Source organism: Streptomyces sp. NPDC017890, from assembly GCF_044328675.1.
In the GTDB taxonomy this organism is placed as follows: domain Bacteria; phylum Actinomycetota; class Actinomycetes; order Streptomycetales; family Streptomycetaceae; genus Streptomyces.
In genome coordinates, this window is record NZ_JBIRHU010000008.1 from 242,929 (window position 1) to 257,003 (window position 14,075).

Here is a 14,075-nt window from a genome sequence, read left to right on the forward strand (position 1 = left end):
GGGGACAGGGTGCCGATGCCCGCCACTGCGGCTACCGGTGAGTAGAGAAGTCCTTGACAGTAAAAACCGAGCACTTTACGGTTTTTGCACTTCCCCCTACCCACTGCCGCCCCCTCACTCACCCGTACTCGCCTGCCTCAACAGATCCGAATAGGTGCGCGTATGACCCAGCAGCCCCCGACAGGTGCGCGTATGACCGAGCGGAACCCGTCGGCGTCGTCCCCGTCGACCCCTTCGACGCCGTCCCTACCGCTCGCCGACAAGGCCTCGCTGACCAGCGGCGCGGGCGACTTCGTCACGACGGACCTCTCCGCGGCCGGCATCCCCGCCGTCAGCCTGTCCGACGGCCCCCACGGTCTGCGGCTGCCCAAGGAGAGCGGCGACGGCGGCCAGCTCGACCTGCACAGTGCCGCACCGGCCACCTGCTTCCCGCCGGCCGTCGCCCTGGGCAGCGGATGGGACCCGGAACTCGCCCGCCGCGTCGCCGCCGCCATCGCGGCGGAGGCATCCGCCCACGGCGTGCACGTGGTGCTCGGACCCGGCATCAACATCAAGCGGTCACCGCTGTGCGGGCGCAACTTCGAGTACTTCTCGGAAGACCCCCTGCTGACCGCCGAGCTGGGCGGAGCCATGGTCCGCGGACTGCAGGAGTCGGGGGTCGGTGCGGCGCTCAAGCACTACGCGGCCAACAACCAGGAGACCGACCGCATGCGCATCAGCGCGGACGTCGACGAGCGCCCGCTGCGCGAGATCTACCTGCGCGCCTTCGAACGCATCGTCCGCCGCGACCGCCCTTGGTCCGTCATGGCCTCCTACAACGCGCTCAACGGCGTCCCGCTGGCGGAGAATCCGCGGCTGCTCACCGACATCCTGCGCACCGAATGGGGCTACGACGGCATCGTCATGTCCGACTGGGGAGCCGTCCGCGACCGCGTCGCCGCGCTGCGTGCGGGCCTCGACCTCCAGATGCCGGGCACCGGCGGGCGCACCGACCGCGAGGTCGTCACCGCGGTGACCGGCGGCGACCTCGACGAGGCGGTGCTCGACACCGCGGTCGAACGCCTCGCCCGCTTCGCACGGCGCGCGGTGGACGGCGCCCGGAACGGCGGAGGCTTCTCCGCCGAGGAACACCACCGCCTGGCCGGCGAAGCCGCCGACCGCTGCCTGGTGCTGCTGAAGAACGACGCCGCACTCCTGCCCCTGGACCCGGCCTCCGGCACCGTCGCCGTCATCGGCGAACTGGCCCGCACCCCCCGCTACCAGGGCGCGGGCAGCTCCCAGGTGACGCCCAGCCACCTCGACACGCCGCTGGACTGCCTGCGTCGGCTCGCCGACGGAGCCCGCGTGGAGTTCGCCCCGGGCTACGCCCTGGCCGGTGCTGACAACACCGGCCCGGCCACGGCCGACGAGGACGAAGCGGTGCGGCTCGCCGCCGGGAGCGACACCGTCGTGCTCTTCCTCGGCCTGGCCGCGCAGGACGAGTCGGAGGGCTTCGACCGCAGCCACATCGACCTGCCCACCGACCAGTTGCGTCTGCTGGAGCGGGTCCGCGCCGTCAACGACCGGGTGTGCGTGGTGCTGTCCAACGGAGGTGTGGTGCGCACCTGGCCCTGGCACGAGACGGTCCCCGCCGTGATCGAGGGCTGGCTGCTCGGCCAGGCGGGCGGCGGCGCCGTCGCGCGGGTGCTGTTCGGCGCGGTCAACCCCTCCGGCAGGCTGGCCGAGACGATCCCGCTGCGCCTGGAGGACTGCCCCAGCCACCTGTCCTTTCCCGGCGAGGAGGGCCGGGTCCGCTACGGCGAGGGTGTGTTCGTCGGATACCGCGGCTACGACGCCGCCCGCCGCGAGGTGGCCTTCCCGTTCGGTCACGGCCTGTCCTACACCACCTTCGCCTACTCGGGTCTGCGCGTCGACCGCCACGAGGACGGCGCGGCGTTCAGCGTGGCGGTGACCGTCACCAACACCGGTGACCGTGCGGGCCGCGAGGTGGTCCAGTTCTACAGCGCTGGGCCGGCCGGCTCCGAGGTCGCCCGGCCGCCGAGAGAACTGCGTGCCTTCGCCTCTGTCTCCCTCGCCCCCGGCGAGAGCCGCGAGGCGGTGGTGGAACTGGCACGTGCGGATCTGGCCCACTACAGCGAACGCGAGGGCGGCTGGCGAGTCGAGGGCGGTGTCCACCGCATCGAGGCGGGAGCCTCGTCGCGGGACATCCGGCTGTCGGCCGACGTCGATCTCGCAGGGGACCCCTCACGGCTGCGGCTGAGCGGTCGCAGCTCGCTCTCGGAGTGGCTGAGGCATCCCGTGGGCGGACCGCTGCTGGCCGAGAGGTTCGCACGCGCACGGCACGACGCGGCCGGGCCGAGCGCCATGGACGATCCCGTGCTGCGGCGGTTCCTCGCCGGCATGCCGCTCGACGTGATCTCCGAGTTCCCGCAGAGCCCCGTGTCGCCCGAGGACGTGCGGGAGTTGTCCGCCGCCGCCTCGCCCGCCGGCCTTCCCGGAGCGACGGCTCCGGCTGCCGAGTCTGGTGACGCCCCTCCCGGAGCCACCGCCCCGGCTGCCGCGACCACCGCCACCGCCCCGACCACCGCCACCGACGGCGCTCCCCGTGACACGTCACGGTGACCGCGGACGCGGTGGTACGCGGCAGGGTGCGGCCGGGCTGGGAGGCGGTGCGGGATGCCTTCGCCCACGGGCAGGCGGACGACCCGGGGGCCGCGCAGCTGGCCGTCCATCACCACGGACGGCAGGTCGCCGACCTGTGGACCGAGGGCAAGGCGCCGACCGTGGCCGCCCGGCCTTTCGGCCCCGACTCGATCACCGTACTGATGTCCGTGACCAAAGGACTGACGGCCGTCTGCGCCCACCTCCTCCGCGAGCGCGGTCTGCTGGACCTCCGGGCGCCCGTCGCCCGTTACTGGCCGGAGTTCGCCGCGGCCGGCAAGTCGGAGACGACCGTGACCGACCTGCTCGCCCACCGCGCGGGCCTGCCCGCCTTCACCGACGACGCGGCAGGCGTCGGCCTGCCCGGTCTGCTGGACGGTGACGCCCGCGTCGGCGCCCTCGCGGCGATGCGGCCGGTGTGGGAGCCGGGAACGGCGTACCTCTACCACGCCCTCACCTACGGTCACCTGATCGGTGAAGTGGTCCGCCGGGTGACGGGAACGAGCATCGGGGCTTTCTTCGCCCGCGAGGTGGCCGGGCCGCTCCGGCTGAACCTGTGGATGGGCCTGCCGCGATCCGCGGAGGACAGGTTCGTCCCGCAGTTCGCCGTCCGGCCCGCGCCCAGTGCCGAACAGATCGACGCGGCGGTCGGCGGCCTCGGACTCGCGCCCGGTGACCGGCTGGCGTCCGCCCTGCGCGCCTCGGCCGGTGAACTGGCCGCGGCCCTGGAGGCGTTCGGCACCCGCCGGGGGAGGGCCTGCGAGATTCCCGCGGCGGGCGGGATCGGTGACGCCCGGTCGCTGTCGCGCCTGTACGCGGCGCTCATCGGTGAGGTCGACGGCATACGTCTGCTGTCCGCGCCCGCTGTCGACCGGGCACGTGCCCCGCACACCGATCACCTGTCGCCGCCGAGGCGGCTGCGCCGGTCGGACGGACCCGACCGCTCCCGATTCGGCCTCGGTTTCGAGCTGCCCCGCCCCGGCGAACCCCTGCTCGGCGAGGGTTCCTTCGGCCACGCCGGAGCGGGCGGGCGGCTGGGCATGGCCCATCCGGAGAGCGGCCTGGCGGTCGGTTACGTCTGCACGGCCATGGCCTGGGAGCCGTCGGCGGGCCCCGACCCGCGCTGGACGCCATGGAGCGCGGCGGTCCGGGAGGCCGCGGCCGGCGCCGACCGGGCCTGAGCGCTCACCACACTCGACAGTACGGGGGCGGGGCCCGCACCGGGTCCCGCCCCCGCTGTAAGCCCACCGGTGCCGGTCAGCCCTCCCGTTCGGGGGCGAGCAGCCGCATGACGTCGTCGATCGGCTGCTCCATGTCCGTGGACCGGTCGATGAGCCACTGCAACTGGATGCCGTCGGCCACCGCCAGCAGCAGCACCGCCAGCCGCTCGGGCGGGATGACGGTGCTCATGCGCCCCTCGTCCATCCGCTCGCGCACGTACGCGGCCACCCGCTCCCGCAGCACCGGGTAGCGCTCGGCGAAGTGTGCGTGCGCGGGGTGCCCGGTGTCGCTGGCGGCCGCCGCCATGGACACGAACAACTCCACCAGGCCGGGGGTCCTGGCGCCCTCTCTGATGATCTCCCGGTAGCTCTCGGGGCTGCTGCGCTCGTCCTGCCGCATCCGGGCGGTCTCGTCGCGCATGCGCAGCACCTGGGTGAGCAGGTCCTCCTTGGAGTCGAAGTAGTGCATCAGCCCGGGCAGGCTGAGATTGCACCGGGCGGCCACCTTCCGCAGCGACGTCCCCCGGTAACCCTCGGCCGCGAAGATCTCCAGAGCCACGTGCAGGATCTCGCTGCGCTTGGCCTCGCCCTTCTCGTACGGGCCCCGTTTCGCCATGCCGGTCAGCCTAACCCGCGCGGACGGCGGCGGCCGTCGCGGTGTGGGCGTCCGGCAGGCGCCCGGAACGGGCCAGTGAGCCCAGCCAGCGGGCCGATTCCTTGGGCCGGCGGGCGAAGGAGTGCGGATCGACCGCGATGAGCCCGAACGTCGGCCGGTAGGAACCCCACTCGTAGTTGTCCAGGGCGCTCCAGTGCAGGTAGCCGCGCACGTCCACACCGTCGTGCAGGGCGGCGGCCAGGCTCGCCAGGGCCCTGGATGTGTAGGAGACCCGCAGCGCGTCGTCGTCGGTGGCGATGCCGTTCTCGGTGACCAGGATGGGCACGTCCGGTCCGACCACGGCGGCGGTGTGCCGTACCGCCTCTCCCAGCGCCTCCGGGTACACCTCCCAACCGGTCAGCGTGGTCGCGGCGCCCTGCGGCACGGGCAGCGGGCCCTCCGGGCCGATCCGGTGCCGCGTGTAGGCCTGTACGCCGATCCAGTCGTCCTCGCGGGCGGCCTCCAGGAAGACGTTCTCGCGCGGCCCGGCGTACGCGGCGGCGACCTCCTCGGCACCCGGCTCGGCCTGGTAGACCTGGTTGGCGACCGTCCAGCCCACCCGCAGGTCCGGATCCGCGGCCTTGAGTACGCCGAAGGCCGCCCGGTGCGCCCGGATCAGAGCTTCGGTCACGTCGGCGTCCGGTTCCAGTGAACCGGGGTCGAAGGCCGCCGCGCCCGAGCGGTCGCCGCCGCGGTCCGAGGTGCGGGCGGACTCGCGTACCAGGGTGTGCATCAACGCCACCATGTTCGGCTCGTTGATCGTCACCACATGGCGGGCGCCCGCCGCGAGAGCCTCGGCGGCCACGCCCGCGTAGGACGCGAACAACTCGGCCGACTCGGGTGAGGACCAGCCGCCGAGTTCGCTGAACCATCGCGGCGAGGTGAAGTGATGGAGCGTCACCACCGGCGTCAGCCCGCGCTCCAGGGCCCCGCGCACCATGGCCCGGTAGTGCGCGACGGCGGCCCGTGAGATCCGGCCGCGTTCGGGTTCCACCCGGGCCCATTCGATGCCGAACCGGTAGGCGTTGAAACCCAGTTCGCTCAGCAGGTCCATGTCCTGCGGCCAGCGGTGGAAGCTGTCGGCCGCGTCTCCGCTGCGCTCGGCGACCAGGCTGTCCGGCCGGTTCTCCATCGCCCACCAGTCGCTGGAGACGTTGTTTCCCTCGACCTGATGGGCAGAGGTGGAGGCTCCCATGAGGAAGCCGTGCGGCAGCACGGGACCGGGCCCGGTCGGGGGTGTCATACGGGGCTCCTTCCGCCTCGGAGCCCGTCGGCGCGGGCGCCGTACCGGGACTCCGTGAAAAGCGTTCACTGATCGGTTTTCGTGTTAGCGTACAGGCGAAGCCGCTCCGGCAGGAAGGCGCGCAGACCCGGCACCCCTACGGAACGGCCCACCGCCCCCGGGACCGCGCTCACCCGACGAGGCGCCCACCACCCCGGGGGCCGGTGTTCCCGGCGCCACCCGCCACGGCCCTCGATTCCGGCCAACGGCCCAGGGCCGCAGCGACAGCCGCACCAGCCGCGTGGAGGAGAAACCATGGACGTCGTCATTCCCGGCCCCGCGGAGTGGACGGCAGCCGTCACCGGCGGGAACCTGCGTCCCGCCGCCGGCCCTTGGCGCGTCGTCGCCACGGACCGCCGGCTCGCCCCCGTCGCCCGGACCGTCGGCACGCTGCTCGCCCCGCACTTGGGCGACCACCGGCCCCCGGAGGCGACCGGTTCCACCGTCCTCACCCTCGAACTCGTCCTGGACACCGCCGCGCCGGCCCCGCGCCGTCCGTCCGTCGGCGTCTGTCCGCGCGGCACCGCGGAGCCCTGCGACGAGTCGCACCGCCTCACCGTCACCGAGAGCGGCATCATCTGCCGGGCCGCCACACCGGAGGGTGTGTTCCGGGCCGCCACCACGGCGCTCCAGACGATCGCCACGGCCGCCGGCCGCATACCCTGCGGCGAACTGACGGACGCACCGCACTACGCGTGGCGCGGGCTCATGGTGGACCCGGCACGTGGCTACCTCACCCCCGCCGAACTACGCCGGATCGTCGACCTGGCGGCGCTGTACAAACTGAACGTCCTGCACCTGCACCTGACGGACAACGAGGCCTGGCGCCTGCCACTGCCCGGCGGGGCCCGGCCGACCGGCGCCCCCGAGGAGTACTACACGGCGGACGACTACCGCGACCTGCAGGTCTACGCGGCCGAACGCTTCATCACCGTCGTTCCCGAGATCGACCTGCCGGGCCACTGCGCCGCCCTGCGAGAGGCCGTGCCGGGCCTGCCGGCCGCGCCCGCGCCGGAAGGGCTGAGCGGCCGCTTCCCGTACGTGCCGCCGCTCGACCTCGCCGACCCCGGCACCCGGGCCCTGGTGGCCTCCGTCCTCACCGACGTGTGCGGGCTGACCGACGGCCCCTACGTGCACATCGGCGGCGACGAGGCGGTCGGCATGACCGCGGACAGCTTCGTTCTCGCCGTACGCGAACTGCGCGCCCTGGTACGGGCGGCCGGCAAACGCCCACTGGCCTGGCAGGAGGCCTCGCGTGCCGGCGTGGCCCCGGACGACATCACCCAGTTCTGGGTGGACGTGCCGATGATGGATCTGCCCGACACCCAGGAGGAACTCGATCACCGTCCCGACCTGCTCGCCGCCGGCCACACCCTCGATCTGATCAGGGCCCTCAAGAAGTTCTTCGCCCCCGCCGACCACGACCTCGCCCGCATCCTGGACGGCGGAGGCCGTGTCCTGCTCTCCCCGCAGTCCCACCTCTACCTCGACCGCCCCTACGCACCGGACGTCATCCCGCCCGAACAGGCAGAAGCCACCGCCGGCCTGGGCTTCGCCGCCTACCGGCCCCGCGGCGTGCGCCACACCGCCGCCTGGGGCCCCGCCGCCTACGGCATCCCGGAGGAACGGATGGCCGGGATCGAGGCCACGCTCTTCGGGGAGTCGATCCGAGGGCTCGACGACCTGACCACCCTGTTGCTGCCGCGCCTGGCATCCGTCGCCCACACCGCGTGGACCGGCCGGACACCGGACTGGGACACCCACCGCCAGGTCCTGGCCCGCCACGGCCGCCTCTGGGACGACCGCGGCCTTCGCTACCTGGCCTCCACCGAGATCCCCTGGGCGTGACCCGTCTGCCGCGCCCCGGGGAGCGGCGTGTCGCCTCCCGCCTCCACCGTGGCGTCGCACCGGCGCGAAGGAAGCGGACGAGGCGTGGAGTCGGCGCGGCGAGGGCGAGGGCCACAGAGCGGACCAGGACAACGGGCGGCTGCCGGCGCGGGATGTCACGCTGAGGTCACACAGGACCTGCGAAAGGGAATCGCCGTGATCACCAACGAGTCCGTCCCCGGCTCACCCTGCTGGCTCGACCTCGGCACCCCCGACGTCAGCGGCGCCGCGGCCTTCTACAGTGCCGTGCTCGGCTGGGACTACGAGTCCATGGGTCAGGACGCGGAAGGCGGCATGTTCCGCAAGGACGGCAAGACCGTCGCCGGGATCGGCAAGCTCACCGAAGAGGGCGCGCGCTCCGCCTGGATGATCTACTACTGCGTCTCGGACGCGGACGCCACGACGCAGGCCGTGCGGAGCGCCGGCGGTACGGTGCGGGTGGCGCCGATGGATCTCGACGACTGGGGGCGGATGGCCCAGTACAGCGACCCCTCGGGTGGCCAGTTCGCCGTATGGCAGCCGGGCACCAACAAGGGCGTCGAACTGGTGGACAAGCCCGGCTCGCTGTCCTGGACCGAGCTGTACACGAGCGACGCGGCGGCGGCCAAGGAGTTCTACGGGGGTGTCTTCGGCTGGCAGTTCGGCGACATGGAACTGCCGGGCGGTGGGGGCACGTACTCTCTCATCACTCCCGCCGGCCTACCCGAGGAGCGCATGCACGGCGGCCTCATGGAGGTTCGCGAGCAGGACCTCGCCCTGACCGGCGGCCGACCCTACTGGCACCCGGTCTTCGCCGTCACCGACTGCGACGCCGCCGTCGCCGCGGTCACCGAGAACGGCGGCAGCGTGCAGATGGGCCCGGAGGACGCGGAGGGCGTCGGCCGGCTGGCCGTATGCCTCGATCCGTCGAACGCGGACTTCGTCGTGCTCACCCCGGCCCAAGGGTGACCGGACCACTCGCCGACCGGCAGCGAGGCGACGGGCCCTGACGTCGTGTGACGGCTCAGAGGCCGGCACAGATTTCGCGGGCCTTGTCCAGGTCCTTCCGCACCTCGGTGTCGACCTCGAAGGCCTGGCGGTGGCGCTGATGAGCCCGGGTGATGGCGTCAGCGAGCGCATCGTACGACGAGTCGCCCGCAGCCGCGGCTGTGACCAGGTCGAAGGCGGCGGCGAAGCGGTACAGTGCCTGTTCTCCCGCTTTGCCCTTCGCGCCGAGCTTCGACTCGTCCACCGTGGCCAGCGCGTCGCATGCGCCGCGGGCGTCTCTCTCGGCGCTGCCGTGCCGGGAGGACGTACCGTCGTCCAGCGCCCAGGCCGCGCCCACGCTTCCACCGCCGACCAGCAGTCCGACCAGGGCTGCGATCACCAGTGGCCGGCGGTTGCGGTGTGGGGTAGGGACGGGGGCTTGGAACGAGGGCTGCATGTACACGACCATAGCGGGCCGGGGGTGGGCAGCGGCCGTTCGCCCACCCCCGGCCCACTGGGAGCCACAGACCCCGGCCTGGCAAGTGAGTCGTCACATCGCACTGTTCGCGATCAGGGCTCAGACGGGATCCGCGGTGATGGGTGGTGTGGAGCGGGGCGGGGGATGCTCCCGCTGGGGGCGTACTGGGCGGCCTGTGCGGTGAACATGGCGGCGTAGCGGCCTTCTGCGGCCATGAGTTCTTCGTGGGTTCCGTGTTCGCTGAGGTGCCCGTGGTTGAGGACGTAGATGCGGTCCGCGTGACGGACACCGGACATGCGATGGGTGACGAGGACGACGGCCCGGTCAGGGGCGGCGAGTCGGCGGATGCGGTCGAAGGCCTCGATCTCGGCTTCGGGGTCGAGGGCGGAGGTGAGTTCGTCGACGATGAGGACGCTGTCCGCCTGAGATGTCGAGCTGCGCCAGTGGGTACGGGCGAGCCCCACCTTCTGCCATTCACCGCCGGACAGTTCGACGGCTCCGCGGAACACGCGGGCCAGCAGGCTGTGCAGCCCGTCGGGGAGTCTGGCGATGACGGGGCCGGCGCCGGCGTAGTCCACCGACGGCTGCAGGTCGTGAGCTGTGGCGCCGTGCTCGGGCCGGCCGAGCCGGATGTTCATCGCGGCGGTCACCGGCCAGCGTTGAAAGTCCTGAGTGAGCAGACACACGCGTTCGAAGACCTGGGTGCGGTCGAGGTCGCGGACGTCCGAGCCACCCCACCGCAGGGTTCCGTCCTGGGGCAGCAGCAGGCCCGAGAGGATCTTCATCAGGGTGCTCTTCCCGGAGCCGTTCTCGCCCACGACGGCGGTGACCGATCCCATGGGCAGGGTGAGTGTCACCTGGTCCAGGGCGGGGGCTTCGCGGTCGGGGTAGCGGTAGGTGACGCGGTCGAGGACGATCTCCCCGATCCTGCCGGGAACCGGGGCGCCGCCCTCGGGGATGGTCCGCTCCGCGGCTTGCGTGAGGAAGCGTCCGTGGTCGCGGACGTACAGCGACTCCTCGTGCAGCTGGTTCACGTTCATCACGAGTGCGCCCAGGCTCGCCGAACCGGTCCGGACCGCGATCACCGCGGTGCCGGCGACGGCCAGGCTCATGTGCCCCTCCATGATCAGCCAGAACATGATGCTGTACGTCGCCGCCATGGCCAGGCCGGACAGTGCGGCGGCGACCCACTCGGTGAGGGCCTTGCTGGAGGCCAGCCGCTCCTGCTCTGCCTCGGCACTCTCGGCCATCCGCTCGTAGCGGCCGAGGAGGAAGGCACCGACGGAGTGGATACGCACTTCCTGGGCCGCGCTGCGCTCGGTGAGCAGGTTCCCGATGAGGCGGCTGGCCCGCACGTGCTCGATCCAGCTCATCACCGACACGTACCGCTCCTGCGCCACGCGCATGGCGCCCCAGCCGCGCGGGGCAGCGATCAGGATCAGCATGGGCAGCAGGGCCGGGTGCAGCAGGGTGAGCACACCGGCCGTGGCGATCAGTGAGATGATCCCGTTCAGCGCGGCGACGCAGGCCCCGATCATGCGGCGGGCCGCGCCCGGCCCGTGCTGGGCGATGTCCACGAGGCGGCGGAAGTCGGGATCGTCGATGGCTTCCAGTTCGACGGCGGCGGCAGCGGCCAGGTACTGGGTGGTGGCGATCCGCTCGACGAGCGGCTCCAGGCGCCCCGCCCGGGAGGTGGACCACGCCGCCAGGGTCGAGTTGACGACGGCGATGGCGGCGGCGGCCAGCAGGCCGGGCAGCAGCGCGTGCAGGCGCTCAGTGGCGCTGCCGGTTCCGGCGAGCAGGGCATGCATGACCGCGTTGATGGCGAGCAGGCCGACGGCCGCGGCGAAGCCCTGCCCCACTTCGCTGACCGCCACCGCGATCAGTGCCCGCCGGTCGGCGCGCCACGCCATGCGCAAGGTCGCGCCGACCAGGGCCGGCATCGAGCGGAGCGCGGACAGCATGGTCAGATCGAGGGTGGCGTGCTCGTGCTGGGACCAGCCCATGTCGTAGCGCAGTGGCCCGCCGAACAGCTCCTGTTCGGCCTCTGAGACCCGGGGCTCGGCCATACGCACCCGTCCGAAGAACCTCTTCACCAGGCACCTCCAGGTCCGGGCCGGTCCAGTGCCCGACAGGACGGGCTGTGCGTGGGCAGGTGGTGAACGGCGTCGGTGTAGGGGTGATGGGCGGCGGCCTTGATGAGCCCCGTGGCGGTCTCGGCGCAGAGGCCCAGCGGCGTGGGGAGGCATACAGAGACAGTCATGCCAGGTGCCTCGTGTCCGGTCGTGACCCGTCGTTGAGGAACCCGAAGCGGGCATCGGCGGGGCGAGCCGAAGTGGCCGGGTGAGCAGCGGAATTTTCGAACACAGGATGAAGAAACGCAGGGCGGCACCGGGTGTGCATGAGTGCTCCTCGAGGCGGGATGCGGACAGGTGATCGGATAACGGAGGATTTGCTGTCGCCGTCACGGGTGTGGGAGGGCGAGATCTAGAACTGGATTTCGGATAGCGTGGTGTGCCCGTACGTTGCTGGGATGGCGCCCTGTGACCCCGTGTTCGATCACTCCTGTGGGTTCAGGTACCGCTTCCGGGGGATTGCGCGACACGGTCCCCGTCTCTCGGCGTGCCGGGGTCGGGACCTCTGCCGGCGGTGCCCCGGTGAGCACGGCGTGATTCGCCAGTGACCGATGGGCGCGTGAGATCATGGTGTCTGCGTTGCCTGGGTCCCAGGCGCTGTCGTCCTGCTGGCCACGGGCTCAGTGGCCCGACCGCGCACTGGCGACACTGAACCGCAACTCCTGGGGGAATGGGCATGGGGTACAACGGGATGTCGGAAGTGCGCCGTGGGCGTGCGCGTGCCGAGCAGGTGACCGAAGGACTCACCGTCGTCGTGGCGTCGGCCCTCTCGTTCGTCCTGTTGATCGGCCCGGCAGTGGTCTTCGGTACGACGGCCTGGCACCTGGTCACCGACACCGGTACCACCGCGTTCAGCCGGGTCGCGACGCCGATGCTCTTCCTCGCCCTGGTGGCGCTGCCGCTCGTTCTGGCCCACGTGGCGTTCCGCATGGGCCGGCGCAAGGGCAGGGAGCGGCTGACGGCGGCGGTTGTGGCGGTGCTGACGCTGCTCGGCGCGTCCGTCGCACTGTTCGCGGCTCTGTGTCTGGTCCTCGTGTACGCGGACTGACCTCCGGCTACGGCGGTCAGTCCGCGTCGGGGTCGGAGTCAGAGGGTGTCGATGATGAAGACGTCGAGGGCTTGGGTGACGAGGTCGATCGGGTGGGCGAACGACCTGCTGAAGTTGTCGGTGCCCCCGTAGAGCATGCCGACCGGATTCCGCTGGACGAAGTCGAGAGTCCAGACGATCGCTCCGGAGTCTCCGGGTTCACTGAAGGTGCCGAGCGTCCCTTCCACACCGATCGAGCCGGAGAAGAACGCGTTGCCCCCGGGATAGGCGATCCAGTGCGAGGCGTCCACTTCCCGGACGGTCCCGGCTCTCACTTCCGTGGTCCGCCCGCTCTTGAACACCAGTTGGTCCACCGTGACGGCGCCGGTCGTGGAGCTGATCGGTACCTCGACGGGGCCGAGCACTCCGGTGATCAGGATGCTCGGACTCACGTCCTCGGGCCTGGCCCATGCCGTGGCGGCGTCGGCGATGTTGATGGAACCGTCGAACTTCAGCTCGACGAAGCGCTCCAGTACCGCGATGAGGTCCTGCGGCGCGGAACCTCCGTCGCGTCCGCCGGGCTGGATGATCACGTCTCCGAGTGCGGCGTTGTTGTTGTTCGCGAAGACGTGGTTGCAGCCGAGGACGAGGGTCCTCTGGTTGCGTGGGAAGGACCGTCCGGTCGCGAGGCAGCCGAACGTGCCGGCCACGGGCAGCGAGGTGGGCGTCCGGTGGATCGACACCCCACCGGGCGCGGGACGCCGGTGGAAGTCGTACGCCTGGGTCTCGATCAGCCCGGTGACGACGGGAACCACCGTGACCTGAGGGGAAGCGGCGGCGTGGACGCCCATCCGGTCGACGATGAACGATGCGAGGTCCTCGTCGTTCCTCGGCCGGGCCAGGTAGACGTTCAGTGTGGGCTGCCCGGACGGCGAGGCCCGGCCGACCCCGGCTCCTTGGATGTTCGTCGTTTCGGTCAGATCCTCCACGGACCGGACGGCACCGCGCTGGTCGCCCTGCCCGCTGAGCGTCTCCTCGATCACGGCTCGGGCCTCCAGCAGGTCCTGGGGGAGCTCGCTACCGTGGAGGCCGGTCCGTTCGCGCAGGCCGTGCAGGTCTCCGATCACCACGTCTTCACCGGAGTGTGCGAAGTCGTCGGGCGGCGGTACGTCAGGCCTTGGCATGGGACCCTCCGGAAGGCGTCGTGCCGGTGCCCAGCACGATCGGCGGTCAGAAGTGGTCGGGCAGGATGTTCCTGCCGATCCACTTGAGCGTTCCGGGCTCGCTCTGTGGACGGGTGTAGATTCCGGTCCCGGACTTGAACGTCCCGTCGGGATTCGGAACGCAGTCGTCCGGATACTTCATGCGGAGCTGGACACGCGTCGCCACGTTCTGCCACGGCACGTCCCTGAGTTCGACCGTGCGGGAATCCCATCCGACGATCCTGAACTCACCGCCGCCCACCCCGACCCAGTTGTTCGGCGTGGCGATGGCCCAGGTCTTCGTGGTGAAGGGCAGCCACGGGTCGGTCAGCACCAGGAAGATCTGCTTCGGTGAGCCCGGCGGGGAGTGCAGGTCCTCGATAACGATCGTGTGTACAGCCACCGGGAGGCCTCCTCGGTGCGTGGGCATGTGCCGCTCTTCCCCACCTCACGCGCTACCTCGATTTTCCCACACTCAGGAGCGGCCCGCCTGCCGGACGGCGGTCGCGGGAACCGGTCCAACAGCTGCGCGCAGACCGCTCCTTGACCGCGTCGAGGCAAT

12 protein-coding genes are annotated in these 14,075 nt (G+C 71.6%); 5 read left to right on the forward strand and 7 right to left on the reverse strand.

Going from position 1 to position 14,075, the window contains the following annotated elements; translation table 11 throughout:
- The first annotated feature begins 192 nt into the window (after positions 1-192).
- Together ACH4F2_RS13250 and ACH4F2_RS13255 are read left to right on the forward strand one after the other, a co-directional pair.
- Positions 193-2,622: a beta-glucosidase gene (locus tag ACH4F2_RS13250; protein ID WP_398132816.1), complete on the forward strand. Its 2,430-nt coding sequence runs from the start codon at positions 193-195 to the stop codon at positions 2,620-2,622.
- Positions 2,619-3,842 carry a serine hydrolase domain-containing protein gene (locus ACH4F2_RS13255; protein WP_398132817.1) on the forward strand — a complete coding sequence of 408 codons (1,224 nt, stop codon included), beginning with the start codon at positions 2,619-2,621 and terminating at the stop codon, positions 3,840-3,842. The genes ACH4F2_RS13250 and ACH4F2_RS13255 overlap by 4 nt, the downstream gene beginning before the upstream one ends.
- 76 nt (positions 3,843-3,918) lie before the next feature.
- On the opposite strand, the gene ACH4F2_RS13260 is transcribed toward ACH4F2_RS13255, so the two are convergent.
- Positions 3,919-4,497 (reverse strand): TetR/AcrR family transcriptional regulator, encoded by a 579-nt coding sequence (locus tag ACH4F2_RS13260; RefSeq protein WP_398132818.1) that lies wholly within the window; start codon positions 4,495-4,497, stop codon positions 3,919-3,921.
- A 10-nt stretch (positions 4,498-4,507) separates the two neighbouring features.
- Positions 4,508-5,779 (reverse strand): glycoside hydrolase family 1 protein, encoded by a 1,272-nt coding sequence (locus ACH4F2_RS13265; RefSeq protein WP_398132819.1) that lies wholly within the window; start codon positions 5,777-5,779, stop codon positions 4,508-4,510.
- Positions 5,780-6,073: 294 nt separating this feature from the next.
- Between ACH4F2_RS13265 and ACH4F2_RS13270 the strand changes: the two genes are divergently transcribed.
- Entirely contained in the window at positions 6,074-7,666 is a 1,593-nt protein-coding gene (locus ACH4F2_RS13270) for a family 20 glycosylhydrolase (RefSeq protein ID WP_398132820.1), read from the forward strand.
- Between the two features lie 195 nt (positions 7,667-7,861).
- Positions 7,862-8,653: a VOC family protein gene (locus tag ACH4F2_RS13275; protein ID WP_398132821.1), complete on the forward strand. Its 792-nt coding sequence runs from the start codon at positions 7,862-7,864 to the stop codon at positions 8,651-8,653.
- Positions 8,654-8,708: 55 nt separating this feature from the next.
- Here ACH4F2_RS13275 and ACH4F2_RS13280 read toward each other — a convergent pair whose 3' ends face one another.
- The 3 genes from ACH4F2_RS13280 to ACH4F2_RS13290 all read right to left on the reverse strand — a co-directional run bounded on the left by ACH4F2_RS13280 (position 8,709) and on the right by ACH4F2_RS13290 (position 11,412).
- Entirely contained in the window at positions 8,709-9,128 is a 420-nt protein-coding gene (locus ACH4F2_RS13280; RefSeq protein WP_398132822.1) for a hypothetical protein, read from the reverse strand.
- A 113-nt stretch (positions 9,129-9,241) separates the two neighbouring features.
- On the reverse strand, positions 9,242-11,218 hold the full coding sequence (locus tag ACH4F2_RS13285; RefSeq protein ID WP_398132865.1) for an ABC transporter ATP-binding protein: 1,977 nt from the start codon (positions 11,216-11,218) through the stop codon (positions 9,242-9,244).
- 23 nt (positions 11,219-11,241) lie between these two features.
- Complete coding sequence (locus ACH4F2_RS13290; RefSeq protein ID WP_398132823.1) at positions 11,242-11,412, reverse strand: hypothetical protein; 171 nt, start codon at positions 11,410-11,412, stop codon at positions 11,242-11,244.
- Positions 11,413-11,960: 548 nt separating this feature from the next.
- On the opposite strand from ACH4F2_RS13290, the gene ACH4F2_RS13295 reads away from it, so the two are divergent.
- Positions 11,961-12,332: a hypothetical protein gene (locus tag ACH4F2_RS13295; RefSeq protein WP_398132824.1), complete on the forward strand. Its 372-nt coding sequence runs from the start codon at positions 11,961-11,963 to the stop codon at positions 12,330-12,332.
- A gap of 38 nt (positions 12,333-12,370) precedes the next feature.
- On the opposite strand, the gene ACH4F2_RS13300 is transcribed toward ACH4F2_RS13295, so the two are convergent.
- The gene (locus ACH4F2_RS13300) at positions 12,371-13,495 is read right to left on the reverse strand and encodes a hypothetical protein (protein WP_398132825.1); all 1,125 of its coding nucleotides are present in this window, start codon (positions 13,493-13,495) and stop codon (positions 12,371-12,373) included.
- A gap of 46 nt (positions 13,496-13,541) precedes the next feature.
- On the reverse strand, positions 13,542-13,916 hold the full coding sequence (locus ACH4F2_RS13305; protein ID WP_398132826.1) for a hypothetical protein: 375 nt from the start codon (positions 13,914-13,916) through the stop codon (positions 13,542-13,544).
- Positions 13,917-14,075 lie beyond the last annotated feature (159 nt).